Annotated in this window: 19 protein-coding genes; 9 read left to right on the top strand and 10 right to left on the bottom strand. The window is 72.6% G+C overall.

The genetic code is table 11. The annotated features are described in order from the left end of the window. On the top strand, window positions 1-2073 hold the full coding sequence (locus tag ABZ454_RS12910; protein WP_359537694.1) for an MDR family MFS transporter: 2073 nt from the start codon (window positions 1-3) through the stop codon (window positions 2071-2073). Between the two features lie 199 nt (window positions 2074-2272). Here ABZ454_RS12910 and ABZ454_RS12905 read toward each other — a convergent pair whose 3' ends face one another. From ABZ454_RS12905 to ABZ454_RS12890, 4 genes are all read right to left on the bottom strand, one after another. Continuing rightward, window positions 2273-2713 carry a YchJ family metal-binding protein gene (locus ABZ454_RS12905; protein WP_356318549.1) on the bottom strand — a complete coding sequence of 147 codons (441 nt, stop codon included), beginning with the start codon at window positions 2711-2713 and terminating at the stop codon, window positions 2273-2275. Between the two features lie 69 nt (window positions 2714-2782). Next, complete coding sequence (locus tag ABZ454_RS12900) at window positions 2783-3589, bottom strand: SAM-dependent methyltransferase (protein WP_356318547.1); 807 nt, start codon at window positions 3587-3589, stop codon at window positions 2783-2785. A gap of 81 nt (window positions 3590-3670) precedes the next feature. Next, entirely contained in the window at window positions 3671-3907 is a 237-nt protein-coding gene (locus ABZ454_RS12895; protein WP_219567121.1) for a DUF397 domain-containing protein, read from the bottom strand. Further along, a complete protein-coding gene (locus ABZ454_RS12890; protein WP_356318544.1) occupies window positions 3907-4767 on the bottom strand; it encodes a helix-turn-helix transcriptional regulator in 861 nt (286 codons plus the stop codon). Before ABZ454_RS12890 ends, ABZ454_RS12895 begins: the two co-directional genes overlap by 1 nt. A 204-nt stretch (window positions 4768-4971) precedes the next feature. Here ABZ454_RS12890 and ABZ454_RS12885 point away from each other — a divergent pair, with 204 nt between their 5' ends. The 8 genes from ABZ454_RS12885 to ABZ454_RS12850 all read left to right on the top strand — a co-directional run bounded on the left by ABZ454_RS12885 (window position 4972) and on the right by ABZ454_RS12850 (window position 17249). Beyond that, the gene (locus ABZ454_RS12885; protein ID WP_359537692.1) at window positions 4972-5430 is read left to right on the top strand and encodes an ATP-binding protein; all 459 of its coding nucleotides are present in this window, start codon (window positions 4972-4974) and stop codon (window positions 5428-5430) included. After that, window positions 5424-5864, top strand: coding sequence for a hypothetical protein (locus ABZ454_RS12880; protein WP_356318540.1), 441 nt, complete (start codon window positions 5424-5426; stop codon window positions 5862-5864). Before ABZ454_RS12885 ends, ABZ454_RS12880 begins: the two co-directional genes overlap by 7 nt. A gap of 206 nt (window positions 5865-6070) precedes the next feature. Next, window positions 6071-9697 (top strand): DUF4132 domain-containing protein, encoded by a 3627-nt coding sequence (locus ABZ454_RS12875; RefSeq protein WP_359537690.1) that lies wholly within the window; start codon window positions 6071-6073, stop codon window positions 9695-9697. Continuing rightward, window positions 9694-10839 carry an AAA family ATPase gene (locus ABZ454_RS12870; protein ID WP_359537688.1) on the top strand — a complete coding sequence of 382 codons (1146 nt, stop codon included), beginning with the start codon at window positions 9694-9696 and terminating at the stop codon, window positions 10837-10839. The genes ABZ454_RS12875 and ABZ454_RS12870 overlap by 4 nt, the downstream gene beginning before the upstream one ends. Further along, the gene (locus ABZ454_RS12865; protein ID WP_359537687.1) at window positions 10839-13334 is read left to right on the top strand and encodes a DUF5682 family protein; all 2496 of its coding nucleotides are present in this window, start codon (window positions 10839-10841) and stop codon (window positions 13332-13334) included. The genes ABZ454_RS12870 and ABZ454_RS12865 overlap by 1 nt, the downstream gene beginning before the upstream one ends. Next, on the top strand, window positions 13331-14536 hold the full coding sequence (locus tag ABZ454_RS12860; protein WP_359537685.1) for a VWA domain-containing protein: 1206 nt from the start codon (window positions 13331-13333) through the stop codon (window positions 14534-14536). The genes ABZ454_RS12865 and ABZ454_RS12860 overlap by 4 nt, the downstream gene beginning before the upstream one ends. Continuing rightward, a complete protein-coding gene (locus ABZ454_RS12855) occupies window positions 14533-16653 on the top strand; it encodes a hypothetical protein (RefSeq protein WP_359537683.1) in 2121 nt (706 codons plus the stop codon). The genes ABZ454_RS12860 and ABZ454_RS12855 overlap by 4 nt, the downstream gene beginning before the upstream one ends. After that, window positions 16641-17249: a GNAT family N-acetyltransferase gene (locus ABZ454_RS12850; RefSeq protein WP_359537682.1), complete on the top strand. Its 609-nt coding sequence runs from the start codon at window positions 16641-16643 to the stop codon at window positions 17247-17249. The genes ABZ454_RS12855 and ABZ454_RS12850 overlap by 13 nt, the downstream gene beginning before the upstream one ends. 220 nt (window positions 17250-17469) lie before the next feature. Here ABZ454_RS12850 and ABZ454_RS12845 read toward each other — a convergent pair whose 3' ends face one another. From ABZ454_RS12845 to ABZ454_RS12820, 6 genes are all read right to left on the bottom strand, one after another. Further along, on the bottom strand, window positions 17470-18810 hold the full coding sequence (locus ABZ454_RS12845; protein WP_359537680.1) for a 6-phospho-beta-glucosidase: 1341 nt from the start codon (window positions 18808-18810) through the stop codon (window positions 17470-17472). 121 nt (window positions 18811-18931) lie between these two features. After that, window positions 18932-20509: a cytochrome P450 gene (locus tag ABZ454_RS12840; protein ID WP_356318527.1), complete on the bottom strand. Its 1578-nt coding sequence runs from the start codon at window positions 20507-20509 to the stop codon at window positions 18932-18934. Window positions 20510-20602: 93 nt separating this feature from the next. Continuing rightward, the gene (locus ABZ454_RS12835; RefSeq protein ID WP_136324767.1) at window positions 20603-21217 is read right to left on the bottom strand and encodes an ATP/GTP-binding protein; all 615 of its coding nucleotides are present in this window, start codon (window positions 21215-21217) and stop codon (window positions 20603-20605) included. Continuing rightward, on the bottom strand, window positions 21198-21569 hold the full coding sequence (locus tag ABZ454_RS12830; RefSeq protein ID WP_356318524.1) for a DUF742 domain-containing protein: 372 nt from the start codon (window positions 21567-21569) through the stop codon (window positions 21198-21200). Before ABZ454_RS12830 ends, ABZ454_RS12835 begins: the two co-directional genes overlap by 20 nt. Then, window positions 21566-21970, bottom strand: coding sequence for a roadblock/LC7 domain-containing protein (locus ABZ454_RS12825; protein ID WP_356318522.1), 405 nt, complete (start codon window positions 21968-21970; stop codon window positions 21566-21568). The genes ABZ454_RS12830 and ABZ454_RS12825 overlap by 4 nt, the downstream gene beginning before the upstream one ends. Continuing rightward, window positions 21967-23565, bottom strand: a complete 1599-nt coding sequence (locus ABZ454_RS12820) for an ATP-binding protein (protein WP_359537678.1) — start codon at window positions 23563-23565, stop codon at window positions 21967-21969. The genes ABZ454_RS12825 and ABZ454_RS12820 overlap by 4 nt, the downstream gene beginning before the upstream one ends. Window positions 23566-23953 lie beyond the last annotated feature (388 nt).

Raw genomic sequence — 23953 nt, 5'->3', positions numbered from 1 at the left:
GTGACCACTGCCAGCGAGACCGCACCCGCCCCGCAGGTTGCCGGCGCACCGCCCCTCCTCGATCCGCGCCGCCGGAACATCGTCTTCGCGACGATCGTGCTGGGCATTCTGCTGGCGGCCCTGGACCAGACGATCGTGGGCACCGCGCTGCCCACGATCGTCTCGGACCTCGGGGGCGCCGAGCACATGTCGTGGGTGGTGACCGCGTACCTCCTGGCGGAGACGGTGGCGACGGTCCTGGTCGGCAAGTTCGGCGACCTGTTCGGCCGCAAGATCATCTTCCAGCTCTCGGCGATCATCTTCATCACCGGTTCGTTCCTCTGCGGCCTCGCGACCAACATGACGCTGCTGATCGTGTGGCGCGGTCTCCAGGGCATCGGCGCGGGCGGTCTGATGGTCACGTCGATGGCGCTGATCGCCGATGTGATCCCGCTGCGCGACCGCGGCAAGTACCAGGGCGCGATCGGTGCGGTCTTCGGCGTGTCGACCGTCATCGGGCCGCTGCTGGGCGGGCTCTTCACCGACCACCTGACCTGGCGCTGGGCGTTCTACGTCAATGTGCCGATCGCGATCGTGGTGGTCATCGCGGCCGCCCGCACCATTCCGTCCGTGAAGGCCGCGGGACGGCCGGTCATCGACTACCTGGGCATCGCCATGGTCACGGTCGGGGCGAGCTCGCTGATCCTGGCGACGAGCTGGGGCGGCAACGAGTACGCCTGGGGCTCCTCCGTCATCATCGGCCTGTTCGTGCTCGGTCTGGTGGCCCTGGCCCTGTTCTGCTTCGTCGAGTTCCGGGCGAAGGAACCGATGCTGCCGATGCGGCTGTTCGGCAATCCGGTCTTCACGGTCTGCTCGATCCTCAGCTTCATCGTGGGCTTCGCGATGCTGGGCGCCATGATCTATCTGCCGACCTACCTTCAGTACGTGGACGGGGACTCGGCGACCCTCTCGGGGGTCCGGACGCTGCCGATGGTCATCGGTCTGCTCGGCGCCTCGATCTTCAGCGGCAACGTGGTCAGCAAGACCGGCCACTACCGGATCTTCCCCATCGTGGGCTCGCTGGTCATGGCGGTCGGACTGTTCCTGCTCTCCCGGATGGGTCCGGACAGCGGGGTGTGGCTGGAGTCGCTGTACATGCTGGTGCTCGGGCTCGGCATCGGGCTGTGCATGCAGGTGCTGACCATCGCGGTGCAGAACACCGTCGACTACGCGGATCTGGGCACCGCGACGTCGGGCGTGACGTTCTTCCGGACGCTCGGCAGCTCCTTCGGCACGGCGGTCTTCGGGACCATCTACGCCAACTCGCTCGGCCCGAACCTGAAGGACGGGGTCGCGGCGGCGGTGCGTGCGGGTGGTGACCCGGCGGTGGTGGCGAAGGCCTCGCAGAGTCCGCAGGGTCTGCATGCGCTGCCCGACGCCCAGTCCGCGCCCCTGGCCCAGGCATACGCCGACACCCTGCACACGGTGTTCCTGTGGACGGTGCCGGTCGCGGTGCTCGGCTTCGTGGTGGCCCTGTTCCTGAAGCAGGTCAAGCTGCGGGACACGGCGCGGGCCGGCTCGACCGACATGGGTGAGGGGTTCGCCTCGCCCAGCGCCGGGGATTCGGCCCGGCTGCTGGAGTTCTCGGTGGCCAAGGTCCTGCGGCGGGTGGACCCGGAGACGGCCCGCCGGATCGTGGCCTCGTCCGACACCCGGCTCGACATGGCAGGGGCCTGGGCGGTGATGCAGGTCGAGCTGTTCACCCGGATGGTCGGCCACGCGGGGCTCCGGTTGATCGCCGCCCGGCACCGGATTCCGCCGGAGGTCCTGGTGCCCGTCTTCGACCGGATGATCGAGGAGGGGTACCTCACCGGGGACGGCCATCTGTTCACGCACACCGAAGCGGGCAGCCGGGAGGCCAGGACCATCAACGACGCCTGGTCCCGCTGGCTCCATGAGCGGCTGGGCGACCAGGCGGACGTTCCGGACGATGCCCGGCTGCGCGCCGCGGTCGACGTGATCGCCAAGCGGCTGCTCGCGGAGGACCTCACGCAGGAGCTCTCCCCGGTGGCCCCGGCGGGCGCGCCGGTCTGAGAGGGCGGGTTGCCCGGGGCGGGGGGGCGGACGGGTTGCCGGTGCCGGGCCGGGCGGGTTGCCGGTGCCGGGCCGGGCGCCGGTGCCGGGCCGGCCGGGGCCGGCGCGGCGGGTTGCCGGGCGGCGGGGCCGGCGCGGTCGCCGGTGCCGGGCCGCGCGTTCGTCCGGGGCGGGCGCCGCTGCGGTGCGGCCCCGCACGTCAGTCGGCGAAGACCGCCGACTCGTAGACCCAGGCGCCCTCGTGCCGGACGAAGCGGCTCTTCTCGTGCAGCGAGTCGCGGTGGCCGCCGGCCGTGAAGTGCGCCCGGAAGGTGACCGTACCGGTGGTGTGGAAGGCGCTGCCCTCCGTCGTCCCCAGGATCTCCAGTCCCTGCCAGCGCTGCCCCGGATCGAGGTCGAGAACGCGCGGCCGGTGGTCGGGGTGCCAGGTGCGCAGCAGGTACGCCACGTCCCGGACGACGAAGGCGGTGTACCTCGAGCGCATCAGCGCCTCGCAGGACGGCGCCGGGGCCCCGGCGTGCAGCCGCCCACAGCACTCGCCATAGGGGGCGGGCAGCCCGCACGGGCACGGCGAGGACGCCGTGACCGGGGGGACGGGAGCGGCGGAGGGCCGCCGGGGGCGTGAGGTGCGTCGGGACATGGGTCCATTGTCCCCTGTGGCGGCACCGGACCTGACGCGCGCCGTCCGCCGGTGCCGCTCGGGACCGCCTCAGCCCTTGCGGGCCACGCCGGCGTATCCCGGGATCGGCTCGTCGCCGGGGACCTCGATGACCTCGCCGAGCTCCGGGTGCCAGTCGGCGGAGAGCGAGACACCGGGGTCGACGAGTTCGAGGCCGTGGAAGAAGGCGGAGAGCTCGGCGTGGCTGCGCGGGCGCAGTGTCATGCCGCGGGCCCTGTACAGGGCGGCTGCCTGGGCCGCGCCCTCGGGGTCGAAGTCGCCGGTGGTCTGCGAGAGGACGAGGTAGCTGCCGGGGGCGAGCTGGTCGACCAGGCGGTCCACCAGTTCGGCGGCGCCGTCCCCGTCGTCGAGGAAGTGCAGCAGGGCCAGCAGGGACAGGGCGATCGGGCGGTCGAAGTCGAGGACCTTCCCGGCCGCTTCCAGGATGACCTCGGGCCTGCGGGCGTCGGCCTGGATGTACTCGGTGGCGCCTTCGGGGGTGGAGCGCAGCAGGGCCGCCGCGTGCGCCAGGACGATCGGGTCGTTGTCGCAGTAGACGATGCGCGCGTCCGGCGCGGTCCGCTGGGCGATCTGGTGGAGGTTGGGCTCGGTCGGTATCCCGGTGCCGATGTCGAGGAACTGGCGGATGCCGTTCTCCGCGAGCCAGCGGGTGGCGCGGTGCATGAACGCCCGGTTGACGCGCGCCATGTCACGGCCGCGCGCGTCCACGGCCAGCAGCTGCTGGGCCATCTGCTCGTCGACCGGATAGTTGTCCTTGCCGCCGAGGAACCAGTCGTACATCCGCGCGGGATGCGGTTTGCTGGTGTCGATCTCGACGGGGGGCTCGTGCCCGGTCATAGCGCGCTCCTTGGTTCCGTGGGTCGGCGAACAGAGGGTGAAACCGTTGCGCGGCGACCGGGAACCGTCCGCGCGGTGGGCTCAGGTCAGGAGGAAGTCAGCCTGGCCGGCTTTGGCGCCCTGGATGAAGGCGGCGATCTCGCGGTGGGAGTAGATGAGGGCCGGACCGTCGGGGTCGGCGGACTGACGCATGGCGATTCTTCCGTCGGAGAGCTTCATCGCCTCGACGCAGTTGCCGCCGTTGCCACCGCTCCACGGCTTGTACCAGCCTTCGGAGCCGAGATCGGCGGCCGGCATGCCGTTGTATATGGGTGTCATCACAGCTCCTTGCGGAAGTCCCGGAGGATTTCCTTCGTGCGTTGTGCAGTCGCGGCCTGGGCCGCCATGCGGTCCATGACCTCGAGGTAGGAGGCCACCTCGGGGCGCGCGTCGAAGTAGACGGCCCCGGTCAGGTACTCGCTGTAGACCATGTCGGGAAGTTCGGGGACGGCGAAGCGGAAGAGGACGAACGGCCCGTAGGTGCCCGGGTGATGGCCGGTGGAGAACTCGGCGATCTGCAGGGTCACGTTGGGCATCTCGGTCGCTTCCAGCAGCCGGTCGGTCTGAGCGCGCATGGCGTCGGGGCTGCCCACCGGGCGGCGCAGCACCGTCTCGTCCATCACCACCCACAGCCTCGGGGCGTCCGGCCGGGTCAGCAGGGACTGCCGCTCCATCCGCAGCGCCACATGGCGTTCGATGTCCTCGGGCCTGGTCTGGCCGACGGCTCCGGTGCGCATCACCGAGCGCGCGTAGTCCTCGGTCTGCAGCAGTCCGGGGACGAAGTGCGGCTCGTACATGCGCAGGAGGCTCGCGGCGCCCTCCAGGCTGACGTACATGCTGAACCAGTCGGGCAGCACGTCGTGGAACCTCTGCCACCAGCCCGGCTTGTTGGCCTCCTCGGTGAGGTCGACGAAGGCGTCGGCCTCCTCCTCGGCGATCCCGTAGGCCTTCAGGAGCGCTTGCACATAGGGGATCTTGAGAGCGACCTCGGCGGTCTCCATCCTGCGTATGGTCGCCGGGGCGACCCGGAGCACCTTGGCTGCCTGGTCCCGGCTCAGGCCGACACGCTCCCGCAGATCCTGCAGGCGCTTGCCGAGAACGACCTGACCCACGGTCGGGGCGGACCGCGGTTCGCTCACTTCAGACCTCCCCATGCGCTGTTTGCCAGCAGTGTGCCATGTGCGTGCCGTCAAAGACACAGCCACTCTGAATTTTTCAGAGTGCCCCTTGCCAAGTGTTCCCGACAGGTAGAGAGTTGGTGAGTGAACCAGTTCACTCGTCATGCCCGCCCTTTTCAGGAAGATCGCGAAGCGTGACACAGCCCCCACTGTGAGGATTCGGTCGTGGCACCTGGCAGTGCGCTCATCCCCCGGCTCATGGACCTCAGCCCCGGGGCGGAAGCGCTCCGGTACTGCTTCGCGCTGCCCGCGCAGCCGGAGTCCGTCGCCGGCGCCCGCCGGCTGACGCGGGCCCGGCTGGACGAGTGGCGGCTGGACGACGACGCCCACGACGCGGCGATCCTCATCGTGTCCGAACTGGTCACCAACGCGGTGGTGCACACCGCCAGCGCGCGCGTCGTGTGCGAGCTGCGCTGCCTCGAGAGCCGGCTGCGCATAGCCGTACAGGACCAGGGACACCAGCCGGGCGGCCCTCGGCTGGGCGCCGGCGCCGACGACGAGCACGGACGCGGCCTGTTGCTCGTCGACGCGATGTGCAGCGCCTGGGGGTCCCGCGACGCCGGGAACGGCTCGGGCCGCATCGTCTGGGCGGAACTGCCGTACGGCTCGGAGCACGCATGCTGAAGAACGCCATGTCCCATCTGCTCGGAACCAGGCGCTCCCGCGAGCCCGGCTGCGCCCCGGGCGGCGGCATGGTGCAACTGCCGCTGCCGACGGCCCTCTCGGCGACCCTGGGCTGCGACGCGGTGGGCGTGCCCGCGCGCTACGGCTTCCGGCTCATGTCGCATCTGCCGCGTACGGGCTGCGTCTTCGCGGACGCCGAGCGCTGGTGGTGGATCGTCCCCTCCGGCTCCGACCTCGATCTGGACTGGCCCGCGCAGTCCGCGTACGCACGAGGGGCGTGCGTCCCCGCGGTGCGGCCCCGGCTGATCCACCAGCCCGACAGCCGCACCCCGTACACCCCGCCCATTCCGCTGTTCCTGATGGTGTGCCAGGTGACGGGTGTGGCGCCGTCGTGGGCGCCCGCCGGCGGACCGCGCGCCGTCTCCGCCCCCTGAACCCCGCCCGGGTGTACGGGCGGGGGGCGGGGCGCCGCCGCATGCCCCGAACTCCCCCACGTGCTCGCGCGGGGGAGGCTGACCTGCTCTTTTCCCTGCCCGGGACCCCGGTCACGCTGCGTTGTCAGTGGTCGGTCCTACTGTGGGACCACTGATCGAAAAGCCCGTGGCAGTACGGGTCGAACGGGTGTGAAGGGGGCGGACCTGTGCGTCGCTGGGAGTACGTCGAGGGCAGCGCGTCGAAGTTCTGGGAGACCGGGGCGGACGGCGCCGTGGTGACGGTGCGGTACGGCCGCTGCGGCAGCGAGGGACGTACGCAGACGAAGGAGTACGCGTCGGCGGAGGCGGCGGACGCTCAGGTGGCGAAGTCGGTCGCGGAGAAGGAACGCAAGGGGTACCGGGAGGTGGCGGCATCGGCGCCGGTGCCGTCCGCGGGTCGTTCGGGCACACCGGCCGGGCCGGAGGAGGGCGAGGCGGGGGACGCGAGCCGGGAGCCCGCGGCGCTGCCCGACGAGGACATCTTCGTGCTGCCGGCCGGCTGGCAGCGCTCACTGCACCCCCGGCGAGGCGGAGTGGGGCGTGCCCCGGCCCGTGCCCAGCAACGGCAGCTGGACGCCGTGGAGGTACGGACAGCCGAGGAGAGGGCGTGGATCCAGGAGTTCCTGGACGCGCCGCGCAGCGACGCGGGACTCGTGGACCACGTGCGGGGACACCTCGCCGGCAGCCGTTCGCCGGTCGGGGCGGCGGCCGTGGCCTCGATCGTCGGACTCACGTCACCCGGTGCCGGTCACTGGGCCGACAGCTGGGTGCGGCTGGGCGGACTGCCGTTCGCGGCCCGGGCCACGGTGGAGCTGTTCCTGACCGAGCCTCACTGGACGCAGCGGGGCCTCAAGCGGTACGACCCCTGGCTGGAAGCCCACGCCCGGACCCCCCGCGGCTACTGGACCGACTCATGCCGGCCTGCCGCCGACCGGGTGCGGTCGCTGCTCGCCGTGGCGGACGAGGAGACGTACCAGGCCACGATCGAGGCGCTGTCCCGCTGCCGCACCGACCCCTACCGCAAGATCGTCACAGCCTATATCGCGCCCAGTGAGACCGACTGGGTCGCCGGACTCTGCACGGACCCCCAGGTCACCGCGGAAGACGACGACGCCGTCCTCTCCCTGGTGTACTGCGCGCTCAACTCCGCCGAACAGGCCGCCGCCTTCGCGCACGGGCCCGTCGTCGGTCACAGCACGGCCCTGCTCGCGACCGTGGCCGAGGGCATCGGCACGGCCGTCGTCCCGCTGCTCGGCAAGGAACTGCATCGCGCCTACGCCTCCGCGGACAGCGTCAAACAGGTCGCCGGCGCCCTCGTGGAGTTCCCGACGGACGAGGCGTTCCGCCTCCTGCTCCACCACGCGGACACCAGACATGTACGCCCCGCCCTCATGGAGGCGATGCAGCGCTATCCGGTGCGGGCACTGCGTCTGCTCACCTCGGAGGCGGGCGGCCAGGGCGGTACGGCGTCGGTCATCTCGCGTCAGTTGCTGCCCGGGCACATCGCCGCCCACCGCGCGCTCGTGGAGTCGGCGCTGCCGACGCTGGACGGCGCGCTGGCGAAGATCGTCGAACCGCTCCTCTCCCCGGCGGACCGGATCGCCGACGCGCCTGCCGAGGCCCTGCCGGCCGTGCTGACGGCCCCGCCGTGGGCCAGGCGGCGGAGCGCGACGGAACCCGCGGTCGTGACCGTGCCGACGGCTGTCAGCGCGCCCGTGGCCGAGTGGCTGCCGGGCGAACGGGAGCAGTGGGCGGCTTCCACCAGCTGGTACACCCGGCGGCAGGGCCAGGGCGACTGGGCGCAGGACATCGCCGCGTTGCGGTACGGTCTCGACGCGTCGAACCTGCAACCGGCGTGGGTCTACGTCCACGGCCCCGAGGAGCTGGTCACGCCGCTGCTCGCCACGTGGGACCCGACCGACCTGTGGGACGGCTGCGACACGCTGAAGCCGATCGCCGCCCGCTTCGGTCTCGCCGCGCTCCCGCTGCTGCTGCGCGTCGTTCCCCGCCAGCCGACCACCCTCGCGCCCTTGCTCCTGCCCTTCGCCGACCAGTCGGTCGCCCGGCACATGGCCGACTGGGCGGTACGGCTCAAGTCGACGGCGGCCACCGCCCGTTCCTGGTTCGCGCGGCACGGCGTCCGGGCGGCACCGCTGCTGGTGCCCGACGCCGTCGGCAAGGCCGGGCGGGCCCGGCGCGCCGCCGAGGCGGCCCTGGTCCAGATCGCAGCACTGCACGGCGACACCACCGTGCGCCGTGCCGCCGAGGCGTACGGCCCGCGGGCGGCCGAAGCGGTGGCCCGGCTGCTGGGGGCCGGTCCGCTGGAGCGGGCCCTGCCCTCCGTCATCCCCACGGTGCCGGCGTGGGCGGATCCGGCGCTGCTGCCGCAGATCACCGTCACCTCGGGGGGCGCTCTGCCGACGGCCGCGGTGCGCAACGTCCTGACGATGCTCGCGATGTCCGGGCCCGGTGAGCCCTATCCGGGGCTCGATGAGGTCACGCGGACGGCGGACGCCGCCTCGCTGGCCGAGTTCGCCTGGGCCCTCTTCGAACAGTGGCGACTCGCCTCCCTTCCCGCCAAGGAGTCGTGGGCGCTGTACGCCCTGGGCCGGCTCGGGGACGACGAGACGGTGCGCCGGCTGACACCGGTGATCCGGGCCTGGCCCGGTGAGGGCGCCCATCACCGCGCTGTCGAAGGACTCGGCGTGCTGGCGGCGATCGGCAGCGATGTCGCGCTCCTGCATCTGCACGGCATCTCCCAGCGGGTGAAGTTCAAGGCGCTGAAGGTCCGGGCCGGGGAGAAGATCGCCGAAGTGGCCGCGGGCCTCGGGCTCACCGGCGAGCAGCTCGCCGACCGCCTGGTGCCCGACTTCGGTCTTGACGCGGACGGTTCGACGGTCGTCGACTACGGCACGCGGACGTTCACGGTGGGCTTCGACGAGCAGTTGCGGCCGTACGTCCAGGACAGCGACGGCAAGCGCCGCAAGGACCTGCCCCAGCCGGGCGCCCGGGACGACGCGGAGCGGGCCCCGGCCGAACGCAAGCGGTTCATGGCCCTCAAGAAGGACGTGCGCACGGTGGCGTCCGACCAGGTGCGCCGACTGGAGGCCGCGATGGTGGCGGGCCGGTCCTGGACGGCGCGGGAGTTCGACGAGCTGTTCGTCGGGCACCCGCTCCTGTGGCACCTGGTGCGACGCCTGGTGTGGCTGTGCGAGGCGGACGGCGAAACCACCGCGTTCCGGGTGGCGGAGGACCGCACGTTCGCCGACGCCGAGGACGAGGCGTTCGCCCTCCCGGGGGGAGCGACGGTACGCCTGGCCCATCCCCTGCGCCTGGGCGAGGAGTTGCCCGTCTGGTCGGAGCTGTTCGCGGACTACGAGATCCTGCAGCCGTTCCCTCAGCTGGGGCGGGCCGTGTTCACGCCGACGGAAGAAGAGGCCGGCAACCACCGGCTGACCCGCTTCGAGGGACTCAAGGTTCCGACGGGCAAGGTCCTCGGCCTGGAGCGCCGCGGCTGGCGGCGAGGGGCGCCGCAGGACGCGGGGGTGGAGCGCTGGATCTCCAAGCGGCTCGGTGACGACTGCTACCTGGTGATCGCGCTGAACTCGGGGATCGCGGTCGGGGTCGTGGACATGTTCCCCGACCAGACCCTGGAGACCGTCTGGCTCGACAGGCAGCCCCGCGACTACTGGATGAGCCGCAGTTACGAGCTGCGCTTCGGCGCACTGGACGCGGTGACCGTGTCCGAGCTGATCGCCGATCTGGCCGAACTCACCGAGGGCGTCGCGTCATGACCGTACGGAACCACGCCTCCACCGGTCCGGCCGACGGAACGGACCGGGCGGCGGCCCCTGTGCAGCGCCCGCCCGCCGAGGTCCGGTACGCGCAGGAGCTCGCCGCCCTGGGGGCCGACGACCGTGATCCCCGGCCGCCGGGCTGGGAGTTGAGCCTGCGCGCGGCGCGGCGGTTCGTCATCGGGGATCCGCCGGCGGGGATCAGCCGGAAGTTCGTCGGCAATCCGTCGCTCGTGGACCGGGCGCTGGTGACCCTGGCGACCAGTCGCGGGCTGATGCTCGTGGGCGAACCGGGCACCGCCAAGTCCCTGCTGTCCGAGCTGATCGCCGCCGCGGTCAGCGGCGACTCGACCCTCACCGTGCAGGGCGGCGCCGCCACCACCGAGGATCAGATCAAGTACGGCTGGAACTACGCGCTGCTGGTCGCCGAAGGCCCCTCCACGCGCTCGCTCGTACCCGCTCCGATGCTGCGCGGCATGGCGGAGGGGCGGCTGGTCCGCTTCGAGGAGATCACCCGCTGCCCGCTGGAGGTACAGGACTCGCTGCTGTCCCTCCTCTCCGAGCGGGTCGTGGCGATCCCCGAGCTGACCGGACCCGACGGCATGGTCTTCGCCCGTCAGGGGTTCAACGTCATCGCGACGGCGAACACCCGCGACCGCGGGGTCAACGAGATGAGCGCGGCGCTCAAGCGCCGGTTCAACTTCGAGACGGTATTCCCGATCCCCGATCTCGACAGCGAGCTGGCGCTGGTCGAGGCCGAGGTGACCACATTGCTCCGGCGCTCCGGCGTGGAGCCGCCGCCCGACCGGGACGTCCTGGAGGTCTTGGTCGGTACCTTCCGGGAACTGCGGGCGGGGGCCGGGGCCAAGGACGGCTTGGCCGGGGGCGGGGACCGGCCCACCGCGGTGATGAGCACCGCGGAGGCGGTGTCGGTCGCGCACGCGGTGGGGGTGCGCGGCTGGTTCCTGCGCGGCGAGCCGGGCAGCGCGGCCGATGTGGTGGCGTGTCTGGCCGGTACGGCGGCGAAGGACAGCCCGGAGGACCTGGCCCGGCTGCGGCGCTACCTGGAGCAGCAGGTGGGGCGCCGTCACTCACCGCAGTGGCAGGCCCTGTACGACGCGCGTCATCTGCTGGCCGACTGATGACCGCCGTGTTCCTGGGGGTGCGCCACCACTCCCCCGCCTGCGCCCGGCTCGTCGAACGCACCATCGAGGAGCTCCGGCCGGCCCATGTGCTGGTGGAGGGACCGGCCGAGATGAACGGGCGGCTGGAGGAACTGCTGCTTGGGCACACCCTGCCGGTGGCGGTGTTCAGTCACTACCGCGACGGGCAGCGGACGGCGACGTCGTGGGCCCCGCTGTGCGACTACTCCCCCGAGTGGGTCGCGCTGCGCGCGGGCCGGGCGGCGGGTGCGCAGGTGCGCTTCATCGATCTGCCGTCGTGGCATCCGGCGTTCGCCGAGCGCACCAACCGGTACGCCGACGCCGAGGTCCGGTACGCGGAGGCCACCGAGCGGCTCTGCCGGCACTTCGCGGTGGACTCCTGCGACGCGCTGTGGGACCGCCTCTTCGAGGTGGAGCCGGACGAAGGCATCGCCGAGCGGCTGGACGCCTACTTCGCACTGGTGAGGGGGGACGCGCGGGCCGACGCCGGGGACCGGGCGCGCGAGGCGTACATGGCGGCCTGGGTGCGGGCGGCGTTGGCGTCGGCGGGTACGCGGCCGGTGCTGGTGGTGACCGGCGGCTTCCACCAACCCGCTGTGCGGGCCCTCGCGGCGTCCGGGGGTGACGGCAGCGACGACCTGCAGGGTGGCGCGCGGGACGCGGACGGCTGGCCGGTGGTGCCCGCGCCCCCTCCGGGGGCGGCAGCGGGGAGTTTCCTCGTCCCCTACTCGTTTCGCCGGCTGGACGCGTTCGCCGGGTACGAGGCGGGGATGCCGTCACCCGGTTATTACCAGGAGGTGTGGGAGCGGGGGCCGCAGGCCGCGGCCGACGGGTTGCTGCGCGCCGTGGTCGAGGGGCTGCGGGCCCGTAAGTACCCCGTGTCCACCGCCGATCTCGTCGCGGCCCGCAGTCTGGCCCAGGGGCTCACCGCGCTGCGTGGTCATCCCCGGACGGCCAGGATCGATGTGCTGGACGGTCTCGCGGGCGCTCTGATCACGGACGACCTGGACGGGCCGCTGCCGTGGACCGTCCGGGGCCCGCTCCGCGCGGGCGCCCATCCCGCGGTCGTCGAGATGCTGGCCGCCTGCGGCGGTGAGCGCTCCGGGCGGCTCCACCCCGGCACACCGGCTCCGCCGCTGGTCCACGAGGTGGCGGAGCAACTGGCCCGGCTGGAACTCGACGGCGGTCCCGGCACTCGCCTCCGGCTCGATCTCACCGTGCCGTTGGACCTGGAGCGCAGCCGGGTGCTCCACCGGTTGCGGGTGCTCGGTGTGCCCGGCCAGGTGCGGACGGCCGGCCCCGAGCACGGCGTCGACCCGGTGTTCGCCGAACGCTGGGAGTCCCGGGCGACGACCGGGCGGGACGCGGCACTGGTCGAGGCAGGGGCGTACGGGGCGAGTCTGGCCGAGGCGGCGGCAGCGGCGCTCGCCGGACGAGCGCGGGAGGAGGCGGGGGCCGGCGCGCTGGCCGGGGCGTTGTTCGACGCCGTTCTCTGTGGGGTGGGCGGCCTCTCGGAGCGATTGCTGACCGCGCTGTCGGGTCAGGTGGGCGAGCTGGCTCAGCCCGGTCCGCTGGGCGAGGTGCTCGCGACGGCCCTGGGCCTGTGGCGGCACGACCGGGTCTACGGGGTGGCCCGCGGTCCCCTGCTCGCTGCCGTGATCGGCGGGGCGGCCGAGCGTCTGCTCTGGCTCGTGGAGGGCGCGCGCGGTCCTGCCGGGGTCGACCTTCCCCGGCTGCGGGCCGTGGTCGCCCTGCGCGACGCGGTGCTGCACGCACCGGAGTTGCTCGGCTCGACCCGGGAGACGGTGGCAGCCGTCGCACGGCGCATCAGCCGCGACGCGCAGGCGCCGGCCGATCTGCGGGGAGCCGCGTTCGGCCTGCACCGGATCCTGGGTGGGGCGTCCGGTGGCGCGGACGACCCGGAAGAGGCGGTACGCGCGGTGGCCTCGGCCGGTACGGACACGCTCGGCGACTGGCTGGCCGGGCTCTTCGCGCTCGCCCGTGACGCAGTGACGGGAGTCGCGGGGGACGGGGCACCGGAACGCCCGAAGGCCGCCGCCGGCCCGGACGTGCCTCCTGAAGGGGGCGCCCTCCCAGAAAAGGGCACTCTGCCAGGAAGGGGCGCTCTGCCAGGAAGGCATGCCCCCGGAGCGAACGCCGCGCCCGGAGTCGACGCGCTTCCCGGCACGGGCGGCGGGGCGCTGATCGGGGTGCTGGACGACCTGATGTGCGCACTGCCCGCTGACGCGTTCCTGGCCGGACTGCCCGCGTTGCGCCAGGCCTTCGCGTTCTTCCCCCCGCGTGAACGGGAACGGATCGCCGAGCGGTTGCTGGAACGGCGGGGTGTACGGGGCTCCGCGCGTGCCCTGTTGCGCACCACCGCCGACCCGCTGCTGATCGCCCGCGCGGGGACGCTGGAGGACCACGTGACCGCACTTCTGACCCGCTACGGACTGGGAGGCACCCCCTCATGACCCGGCCCACCGCCCACACCGCAGGCCCGGAGCCGAACTCCACCGGGATCCCGCCCACGCCCGCCGACGCCCCCGACGCGGGGCTGGAACGCTGGCGCCTCGTCCTCGGGGCCCCAGCCGAACGTCACACGGGTCCGCTCGGTGCGGAGCAGGCGGCCCAGGACGCCGCGCTCGACTGGCTCTACGGCCGCGACCCCGACCTGAAGCGCCGGGGCGTACGCCGGTCCGGGAACACTCCGCGCACGGGCGGCGACGGACCCTCCCCCGTGACCGCTGTCGACTGGCTCGACGACATCCACCGGCTCTTCCCCAAGGAGACGATCGAGCGCCTGGAGCGCGACGCCGTCGAGCGGTACGGCATTCAGGAGATCGTGACCGACCCGGCGGTGCTGGAGCGGGTCGAACCGAGCGCGACACTGCTGCGGGCCGTCCTGCGCACGAAGCACCTGATGAATCCCCAGGTGCTGCGGCTGGCGCGGCGGATCGTCGAGTCGGTCGTCGCGCAACTGCTGGCCCGGCTGCGGCCGGAGATCCGCCGGGCGTTCCACGGGACCCGCTCTAGGACGCCGAGCCGCACACCCCTGGCCAGGAACTTCGACTTCGCCCGCACGGTGCGGGCCAACCTCGCCCACTACCGGCCGGCCGAGCAACGCCTGCTCATCGAGCGCGCGCACTTCCACTCCCGTGCCCGGCGCCATGTGACGCAGTGGCAGCTGATCCTGTTGGTCGACCAGTCGGGTTCGATGGCCGGCTCCGTAATCCATTCCGCCGTGACGGCCGCCTGCCTCTGGGGGCTGCCCGGCCTCAAGACGCATCTCGTCGCCTTCGACAGCGATGTGGTGGACCTGACCTCCGACGTGACGGACCCGGTGGAGCTGCTGATGCGGGTCCAGCTCGGCGGTGGCACGGACATCGCGCGGGCCGTGGCATACGGCGCGGGGCTGGTGGAGAACCCGCGCCGCACGATCGTCGCGCTGATCACCGACTTCTACGAGGGCGGCGACGCCCACCGGCTGCGCCGCACGGTGCGCTCGCTCGTGGAGCAGGGCACCACCGTGCTGGGGCTGGCGGCCCTCGACGAGGACGCGAACCCGGACTACGACCGGCAGCTCGCCGGCCTGCTGGCCGAGGCGGGGGCCCACATCGGGGCGATGACTCCGGGCCGGCTGGCGGAGTTCGTGGCGGAAAGGCTGGGACGATGACGGCTTCCGCCGCCGAGCACTCCGGCGTCCGGACCGATCTGCTGGCCCTGACTCCGGACACGCTGGCCACGCTCGCCAACCGGGGGCTCGTCAAGCGCGCCGCCAAGGAGCTGGACGCGGGCACCGTGCCCGACCTCACGACCGAGGCCGACGCGACCCTGCGGGCGGTCTTCCCCGACAGAACGACCACCGCTCTGCCGCCCGGCATCGGCCTGGACGGCGGCACGTGCAGTTGCGCCGCGGCGGGGGTGTGCCGTCACCTCATCGCCCTGGTCCTCGCCTATCAGCGCCGGACCGCGGAGGCGTCCGGACCCGTCACCCCGGCGGTGTCCGGCTGGTCCCCCGGCGGGGTCACGGACGCCGCGCTGGCCAAGGCCGTGGGCGCCCGCCCGCTCACCGCCGCGCGCCGCACCTTCCAGCAGGGGTACGGCGCCGTGGTGCACCGCCCCACGGCCGACCACCCCGCACCATGGGTGGAACTGCCCGCCTGCACCGTACGTTTCCCGGTGCCGGATGAGGTCGCGTACGCCACCACGGACGCCGCCACCGCGCTGCGCGGCGAGGTCGTCGCGCTCGCTGTGTGGGCCTTCCGGGCCGCCGACGAGACAGGGACGCGCGAGCACTCCGTGACCGTCCGCGTCGGCGGCCGCCCCGCCGACGGTGCTCCGGCCGGGGCCGGGAGCGCCACCCCGGCCGCAGGCGTGCCCGGTGCCGGGAGCGGGTCGGCCGCCGGGCGGCTCGACGCGGCGGCCGCGCTGGCCGACGAGTTGCTGCTGGAGGGCGTGGCCCAGGCCGGTCCCGTGCTCAGCGGTGCGCTGACGCGGGCCGGCGAAGCGCTGGCCCGCGAGGCACTGCACTGGCCGGCGGGTGCTCTCGCCGACCTGGCCGGCCAGCTCTCGGCATACGCGGACCGCGGTGCCGCGTACCGTCCCGAGCTCGTCGCCGCTCTGCTGACGGAGGTCCACGCCCGCCGGCTCGCCTCGGAGGTACCCGGAGCGCTCGGCACCGGCGAGGCCGCGGACACCCCCTTGCGCCGGGTCCGGCTCACCTCGCTCGGCTGCCGGGTCGGCGGCACGGCCGAAGCCCCGGTGGCCGAGGTGTATTTCGCACACCCCGATGCCGGGACCGTGCTGGTGCTGCGCAGGACGTGGGACGCCGCCGAGGGCCGGGAACTCACCGGCCATGACCTCGCCGGGCGGCGGCTGCTGTCCACCACCCTCGGGGCTCTGGCCACCGGAAGTTTGATCAGTGAGAACGTACGGCGCACCGCCGGCCGTTCCCTGACCATCACCAGGGGCCGCATCGGTGCCACCGGCATCACCCCGGTCGGCGCCTCCTGGACGCGGCTGCCGGCCCCGCTGCTCGTCGACGACCTTTCGGTGCTCGCCGCGACGTGGGAGGGCCGGCCACCCCGGCTGCTCCGGCCGCGCGTGGAGGCCGAGTCGGTCCGTGTGGTCGCCCTGGCCGAGGTCGGGAACGTGGGCTACGACCCGGGCGAACAGCGCCTGGAGGCCGCGGTGCGGGACGGGGCGGGGAATCCGGCACTGGTCACGTCGGAGTACCGGCCCCGGTGCCCAGGGGCGCTGGACGCGCTGGCCGACGCTCTGCAGCGGGGCGCCACCCATGTCAGCGGGGCGGTGGTCCGGGCGGGCGGGAGGATCCGGATCGACCCGATAGCGGTGCTCACCCCGGACGGGGTGACCGTGCCCGACCTGGCGCCGGGTGGCGGCGCCTCCGCTCCGGCCGGGGCGGTGCCCAGGACGCCGGACCCGCTGACCGCCGCTCTGGACGAGGCGATATCGGCTCTTGCCGCGCTGTCCCACAGCGGGCTGCGGCGGCCCTCCGGTCCCGCGCGCGTCCGCATCGCCGAGGCGGCGACCGCGCTGAACCGGACAGGGCTGGCCCGGGCGGCGGCCCTGCTGCGTGCCGTGCTCCACGCGTGCGAGGACGACGGCGGACCCGCACCCACCAAAGGGCGGCACGCCACCGCGGCCTGGCTGGCGGCCCAACTCCACCTCCTGGTCGGCAGCGAGCTGTTGGCGGCGGAGGGCCCAGGGTCCCGCCCTGAGCCGGGCCGGAGTCCTCGGGATGGAGGGATGCCGGGGTGCTCACACTGACCGAGGTCGCGGACGATCCGTTGCTCCTGACACGTCGCCTGGCGCTGAACGACGCTTCGGAGGTGGTGTTCCGTCCGCTCGTCCGTACCGACGCGGACCGTCTGGCGGAGTTCCTCGCGGGCTTGTCGCACGAATCGAGGCGCCTGAGTACGTTCGACGGGTACGGCCTCGCGACCGCGCAGGAGCTGTGTGACGCGATCGCGCGTTACGACAAGCTCAGGCTGGTGCTCGAGGAAGTGCCGTCCGGCAGGATCGTCGGCCTCCTTGAGTTCAGTCTCGATCTCCCTCCCGGGGACCTGGCGCGCTACCGCGAGGCCGGCATCCGCCTTGGACCGGCGGATTGCCGGTTCGGCCCCACTCTGGCTGACGACTACCAGGGGCGAGGCGTGGGAACGCGGGTCTTCCCGCTCGTCGCGGATGTCGCACGGCGCTTCGGGAGGCGGAGGATCATCCTGTGGGGCGGCGTTCTCGCCGACAACCCACGCGCCATTCGCTTCTACCGGAAGAACGGCTTCCACTCCGTCGGCTCCTTCACCGGGGCGGACGGTCTGCGGTCGCTCGACATGATGCTCAACCTCGATCCGCTGCCAGGGTAAGTGCCGTTCTCGCGCTGACGCCGGTGGCACAGGCCTGCCTCGGGCCGCCCCACGAAAACGGGCCCTCACAACACGAGCCTCGCGACACGAGCCTCACGCAACGGCGGCAGGACACCGGCCCTCACGCTACGCACCTCAGGACACCGGCCCTCACGCCACGCACCCCAGGACACCTCATGACACGGACCGCACCACCCGGCGAACCTCCCCGTTCACCGCGTCATCGGAGGTAGGAAAGCCCTGGATGGACCTTCGTGTAGCCGTCGACCAGCCGGCGGGCCACCGAGACGGAGTCGACCAGCGGGTGCAGCGCGAAGGCCCGAACGGCGTCGGCGCGCGAGCCGCTCGCGGCCGCGTCGAGCACCGCGCGTTCGACGGCCTTCACCGCGGTGACCAGGCCGACGGCGTGGTACGGGAGCGGGTCGACGGCGACGGGGCGGGCGCCGTTCGCGTCGACGAGGCACGGGACCTCGATGACGGCGTCCGCGTCGAGCACCGGCAGAGTGGTGCGGTTGCGGACGTTGAGGATCAGGGACGTCTGTTCGTTCCGGGCGACGGCCCGCATGAGGGCGAGTGCGACCCGCTCGTAACCGCCCGAGTCCAGATCGCTCTCGTCGCGCTCGCCCGCGCCGGCGACATCGCGGTTCTCCGCCATGTACGTCGCCTCGCGTTCGGCACGGGTGCGGTCCCACGTGGCCAGCGCGGGCGTGGCCGGGTCCTTCATCCGGCCGTAGAAGCCCTCCTGCTGGTCACGGAGGAAGGCGCCGCGGGTCTGCCCGGCGTCCTGGTAGGCGCGGACCGCCTCGCGGTTGAAGTAGTAGTAGTGCAGGTATTCGTTGGGGATCGCGCCCAGGGAGCGCAGCCAGTCCGTGCCGAAGAGCCGGCCCTCCTCGAACGAGCCGAGCAGTTCCGGGTCGGCGAGCAGGCGCGGCAGTTCGTCGCGGCCCTCGACATACAGCCCGCGCACCCAGCCGAGGTGGTTGAGGCCGACGTAGTCGATGCGGGCCCGGCCGGGGTCGGCGCCGAGCACCCGGGCGATGCGGCGGCCGAGGCCCACGGGTGAGTCGCAGATCCCGATGACCCGGTCACCGAGGTGGTGGGACATGGCCTCGGTGACCAGGCCCGCCGGGTTGGTGAAGTTGATGACCCAGGCGTGCGGGGCGAGCCGGGCGATGCGGCGGGCCAGATCGACGGCGACCGGCACGGTGCGCAGCCCGTAGGCGATCCCGCCCGCGCCGACCGTCTCCTGGCCGAGTACCCCTTCGTCGAGCGCGACGCGTTCGTCCGCGGCCCGGCCCGCGAGGCCGCCGACCCGGATCGCCGAGAACACGAAGTCGGCGCCGCGCAGCGCGTCGTCCAGCACCGTGGTGGCCACGACGGTGGGCGCGTCCGCAATCCCCGCGGCCTGCTCGGTGAGGACCCGAGCCACGGCGGTGAGCCGGTCGACGTCCGTGTCGTAGAGGGTGACGGCCGAGACGCGGCCCTCGGCGTGGTCGGCGAGCAGCGCCCCGTACACCAGGGGAACCCGGAATCCGCCGCCGCCCAGAATTGTCAGCTTCACGCTTCCGCATGGTACGTGGAGTGACGGAATCGGGCCCGCGGGGCCGGCCGGTGGCCCCCTCCGCCTTCCCACGGAGGGGGCCACCGGCCGGTACGCCCGCGCGCGGCGGCGCCGCCCGCGGTCAGTAGCCGTTCCACCAACGGGTGACGACCCTCCACAGCCTGGCCGGGGCCGCGGGCCTGCGCTGCTGGGGGATCATCCCGGCCGGGGATCCCTCGCCCGTCCGCCCGTCGACGGTTCCGTCGACGGCGACGGTCGCCCCCGCCGGGCCCGTGCCCGCCATCGCGCCGTCCGGTTCCGGCGGGACGGCGGCGCGTACCGGGGTCGGTGCCACGTGCCGTACCGCGGACTGCACCTCCCAGTCCTGGCGCGCAGGATTCGGCTTGCCCATGGACGGCGGTTCCCGGTCGTCCTGCGGGGCGCGGGGGGCGAACTCCGCGGGGAGCTCGACGAGGTGGCGGCCCATGATGTTGCCGACCCACCGCAGTTCGCTCTCGTCGACGGCGAGTTCGAGGTCGGGCAGGCGCATCAGCAGGGCGTCGACGCCGACGTCCGCGATGGCTCGTCCGATGTCCTGCCCCGGGCATTCGTGGGGGCCGCCGCTGAACGCGAGGTGGGCGCGGTTTCCCTCCATGCTGGCGCCGAGGTCGGGACGCACGACCGGGTCGGTGTTGGCCGGGGCGATGCCGACGATGAGCGCGTCGCCCGCCTTGATGCGCTGCCCGCCCAGCTCGGTGTCACCCACCGCCCAGCGGCCGAAGACCGCGGTGAACGGCGGTTCGTCCCACAGGGTCTGTTCCACCGCCTCCGGGACGGTCATGTGCCCGCCGCTGAGCCGGGCCCGGAAGCGCGGATCGGTGAGCACCATGCGGAGCACGTTGGCGATCAGGTTGGTGGTCGCCTCGTAGGACGCGATCAGGATGAGCCGCAGGTGCTCGGCCACCTCCTGGTCGTTCATGTCGGCGGGGTGCTCGACGAGCCAGGTGGCGAAGTCGTCCGCAGGTTCGCGGCGGCGCCGTTCGACGAGGCGGTTCAGCGCGGCCAGCACGTAGGCGTTGCTCTCGACGGCGGTGGCGGTCCCCCGGGTCATGTCGCGGGCGGCCTGCACCATCCGGTCGTTGTACTCCTCCGGCATGCCGAGGATCGCGCACATCACCATCATGGGCAGCTGTTCGGCGAACTGGCTGACCAGGTCGGTGCGGCCCTCCCGGCAGAAGTCGTTGACGAGCCGGTTGCTGTAGCGGTTGACGTGGCGCCGTACGCCCCGGGTGTCGATCCGGCCCATGGAGTCGGTGACGGCGCCCCGTTGACGCTCATGGGCGGCGCCGTCGGCGAAGACGCAGACCGGCTGCCAGGTGAAGATGGGCGCCAGGGGGTGGTCCGGTGCGACGGTTCCCTCCTGCAGGGCCCGCCAGCGACGCGAGTCGCGCGAGAACTGTGAGGGCGTACGGGTCATGTGCAGGTTCTCGCTGTGCCCGAGGACCAGCCAGGCGGGCACGTCGCCGTGCAGCAGGACGGGTGCCACCGAACCGTGTTCGGCGCGCAGTTTCTCGTACAGGCCGTGCGGATCCTGCTCCGCCTCGGGGCCGTAGAGCCGTCGCAGGCCGCCGGGGCCGACGCCGAGGCCGTGGGCCGGGCACTCGGGGGGCGGAACCGGCCCCGCGGCCTCGCCGGGCTCGTAGTGGAAGGGGGATGTCACGATCGCTCCAGGGATCAGGCTGCCAAGGGCCGGACGGATGGGGTACGCGGTGGGGGCGCGTGGATCGGGTGCGCGCGATGTGTGCGGGTGACGTCAGCCGAGCGGGACGGCCAGACTGTGCAGATAGCGCATGAGGGTCATCAGCACATCGCGGCTGGAGGCGCGCAGCCGGGCGTCGCAGTCGATCATCGGGACCTCGTCCGGCAGGTCCAGGGCGCTGCGCAGCGCCTCGACGGGGTGTTTGGGCGCGTCGGGGAAGGTGTTGACGGCGACGACGAACGGCACGCCGCGCTCCTCCAGCCGCCCGATGACGTCGAAGCTGACTTCTAGCCGGCGGGTGTCGATGAGGACGACGGCGCCGAGTGCGCCCTCGAACAGTCCGTTCCACAGGAACCAGAAGCGCTCCTGGCCCGGGGTGCCGAAGAGGTAGAGGATCAGCTCCTCGCTGATGCTGATCCGGCCGAAGTCCATGGCGACCGTGGTGGCGGTCTTGCTCTCCACCCCGAAGTTGTCGTCCACGCCGACGCCGGCCTGGGTCATGGTCTCTTCGGTGGTCAGCGGCCGGATCTCGCTGACCGAGCCGACCATGGTGGTCTTGCCGACCCCGAACCCGCCGACGATCACGACCTTCACCGCGGCGGTGGCCGTGGTGGGCAGGACGTCCTCGCTCCGGGGGCCCGTGATCGTGTCAGAGTTTCTGAAGTCCATGCATCACCGCTTCGAGGAGGGACCTGTCCGGGAGGGTCGCGCGGACGATCGGCGCGCGCGATTCGATCAGTTCCGTGGCGAGGAGTTCGGTGAGGAGCGAGGTCACCACGCTGAAGGGCAGACTGAGGTAGGCGGAGATCTCGGCGACGGATAACGGCGCCTGGCAGAGCCGCAGGATCACGGCCTGCTCGGGCTGGACCGTCGGTGTCGGCTGCGCTTTCGAGACCACCATCGTGACCAGGTCGAGCGCTGCCCGCTCGCTGCCGTCGGGATCGCCGGTGATGACGTACAGCCGTTCCGGATCGCTCAGTGCCGGGTCGGCCTTGCGGCGTTCTCGTCGGGTAGAGCTCATCCGGCCTGCCCGTGTCGCGGCGGGCTGGTGAGGTGGGCGCCGATGCGCACGACCATGTCGCGCATCCGTGCTCCGACGAGGCCCGCGTCGACCGTCTCCCCGGCGAGTACCGCGAGGTACGCGCCGGCTCCGGCGGCCATCAGGTAGAAGAAGCCGCCGCTGACCTCGATGACGACGAGACGCATCTTGCCGTCGCTGTACGGGATCTCCGAGGCGACCGCGGCGGCCAGGCTCTGCAGTCCGGCGCAGGCGGCCGCGAGCCGGTCGGCGACGTCGGGGTCGCCGCCGTGCCGGGCGATGCGCAGGCCGTCCGCGGAGAGCACGACGATCTGATGGATGTCCGGCACGTCGTCGGCGAGCTCTTTGAGCATCCAGTCCATGTTGCCCCGTTGCTGGATCACTTCAGGTCTCCCTTGTCCCACGCGTCGTCAGAGTCTTCGTCCGTCCTGGGTTCCTGGGGCACGCCGTTGGCGGCCTTGGTGAACGCCTCCAGCCAGATCCCGGGAGGCGGCTCCTTGCCGTTGGCCTGACCGTTGCCGTTGGTCCGGCCCGCGCCATGGTCGGCGGACTGCGCGGGGAGGTTGTGCGAACCCAGCGGCGCGCGGCCGCGGCTGCGGCGCTGCGGGAGACCGCCCGCGGTCCATTCGGTCACCACGGGGACGTCGTCCTCCATGGCGACGGCCGGGGTGACGGGGCGGATGTCGGGTGCGACCGGTCCGGTGGCCGGGCGGGTGGCGACGGGCCGGGGCTTGCGGTGGGTGCTGCGGGCGGGGACGACGTGCTTCAGGTCCGCGAGGTCGATGTCGCTGGTGGGCCGCGAGGTGGCGCCGATGCCGTGGGCGATGCCGGGGGCGGGTCCGGTGGTGATCATGGCTCGGGGCACGATGAGCACGGCGCGGACACCGCCGTACGCGGACTGCCGGAGCGAGACCTGCAGGTCGTACATCCGCGACAGCCGGCCGACGACCGCCATACCGAGGCGGGGGGACTCCCCGAGGTCGTTCATGCTGGAGCCGGCCTGGGCCCTGGCGAGCATGTTCTCGGCCCGGGCGCGGGCCTCCTCGCTGAGGCTGACTCCGCCGTCCTCGATCTCGATGGCGATGCCGGTCTGGACCTCGACTGCGGTGACGTGCACGCGGGTCTGCGGCGGGGAGTACCGCGTGGCGTTGTCGAGGAGTTCGGCGCAGGCGTGGATGAGCGGTTCGACCGCGGTGCCGATGATCGCGACCTTGGCGATCGAGTGCAGATCGACGCGCGGGTACTCCAGGATGCGCGACATCGCACCGCGCAGCACGCTGAACAGCGGTACGGGCTTGGGCCACTGACGGCTGGGACGGGCACCGCCGAGCACGGCGATGGAGTCGGCCAGCCGGCCGATCAGCGCGGTGCCGTGGTCGATGCGGAGGAGGTCGTCGAAGACGTCGGGGTTGCGTCCGTGGTGCTCCTCCATCTCCCGCAGTTCACTGGCCTGCCGGTGGACGATCGCCTGGACGCGGCGGGCGACGTTGACGAAGGCGCGCTGCGCGGAGTCACGCGTCGCCTCCTCGTTGTCGATGATGTCCAGCACGGTGTAGACCAGGGAGCGCTGGGCGTCGGGGAGGTGGCGGTAGACCTCGTCGGCGTCGACGACGTCCCGCAGCACCTCGTCGGGCGAATTGCCCACGCGCAGCCGGTGGATCGCCGCGGGCAGCAGTTCCTTGCTGATCCGCACCGTCTCGTCGTCGTGATTGGCGATGCGGCGTTCCAGCGTGGTGACGCGCTGCTCGAAGTGGGCCCGCTGCCGTCGGATCGTGCGGGCGCGGCGGGCGAGTTCGGCGGTGAGCACGGCGACCACGGCGGTGGCGAACACGCCGCACCAGACGACTGGTACCCGCGCGGCCTCGGCGACCAGCGCCACCGCGGCCGCGGTCGCGCCGGCCATCACGACGACGGGCAGCAACACGGAGCGGACGAGGGGTGTTTCTCTGTCGATCGGCGGTGATTCGACACGAACCATCTAAAACCTCTGGCGGTTGATTCGGGAGGTAATCAGGAGGTACGGCGCTTGAAGGGCAGGAGGGAACAAGCGCTCGAATTCATATCAACTCGACTTCACTGCGCGTGAGCTTAGTCAGATCGAAACAGTGCTTCGGCACATTCACCCAACCCCCTGCGCGAGCGCTCCAGCGGTAATACACTCACCAGTTTTTGCACGCACCGCCAACAGACGTGTGCGGTGAGTGACGGAGGGGCGGGACGCGGAGGAAGGACCCGCGCTCGTCCCTCTCCGCGGGACGCGTACACCTGCGGCCCCAACCACCGTGCGTGGCCGCCCCGTTCACGCAGTACGGTGAACGGGCGAATCGCCGGGTGCCGCGACTTCGGGGCGGTCCCGGGAATCCCAC

This window comes from Streptomyces sp. NPDC005803 (genome assembly GCF_040630435.1).
GTDB lineage: Bacteria > Actinomycetota > Actinomycetes > Streptomycetales > Streptomycetaceae > Streptomyces.
Note: the sequence above shows the minus strand (reverse complement) of the source record. Positions and strands in the feature narration are given on the sequence as shown.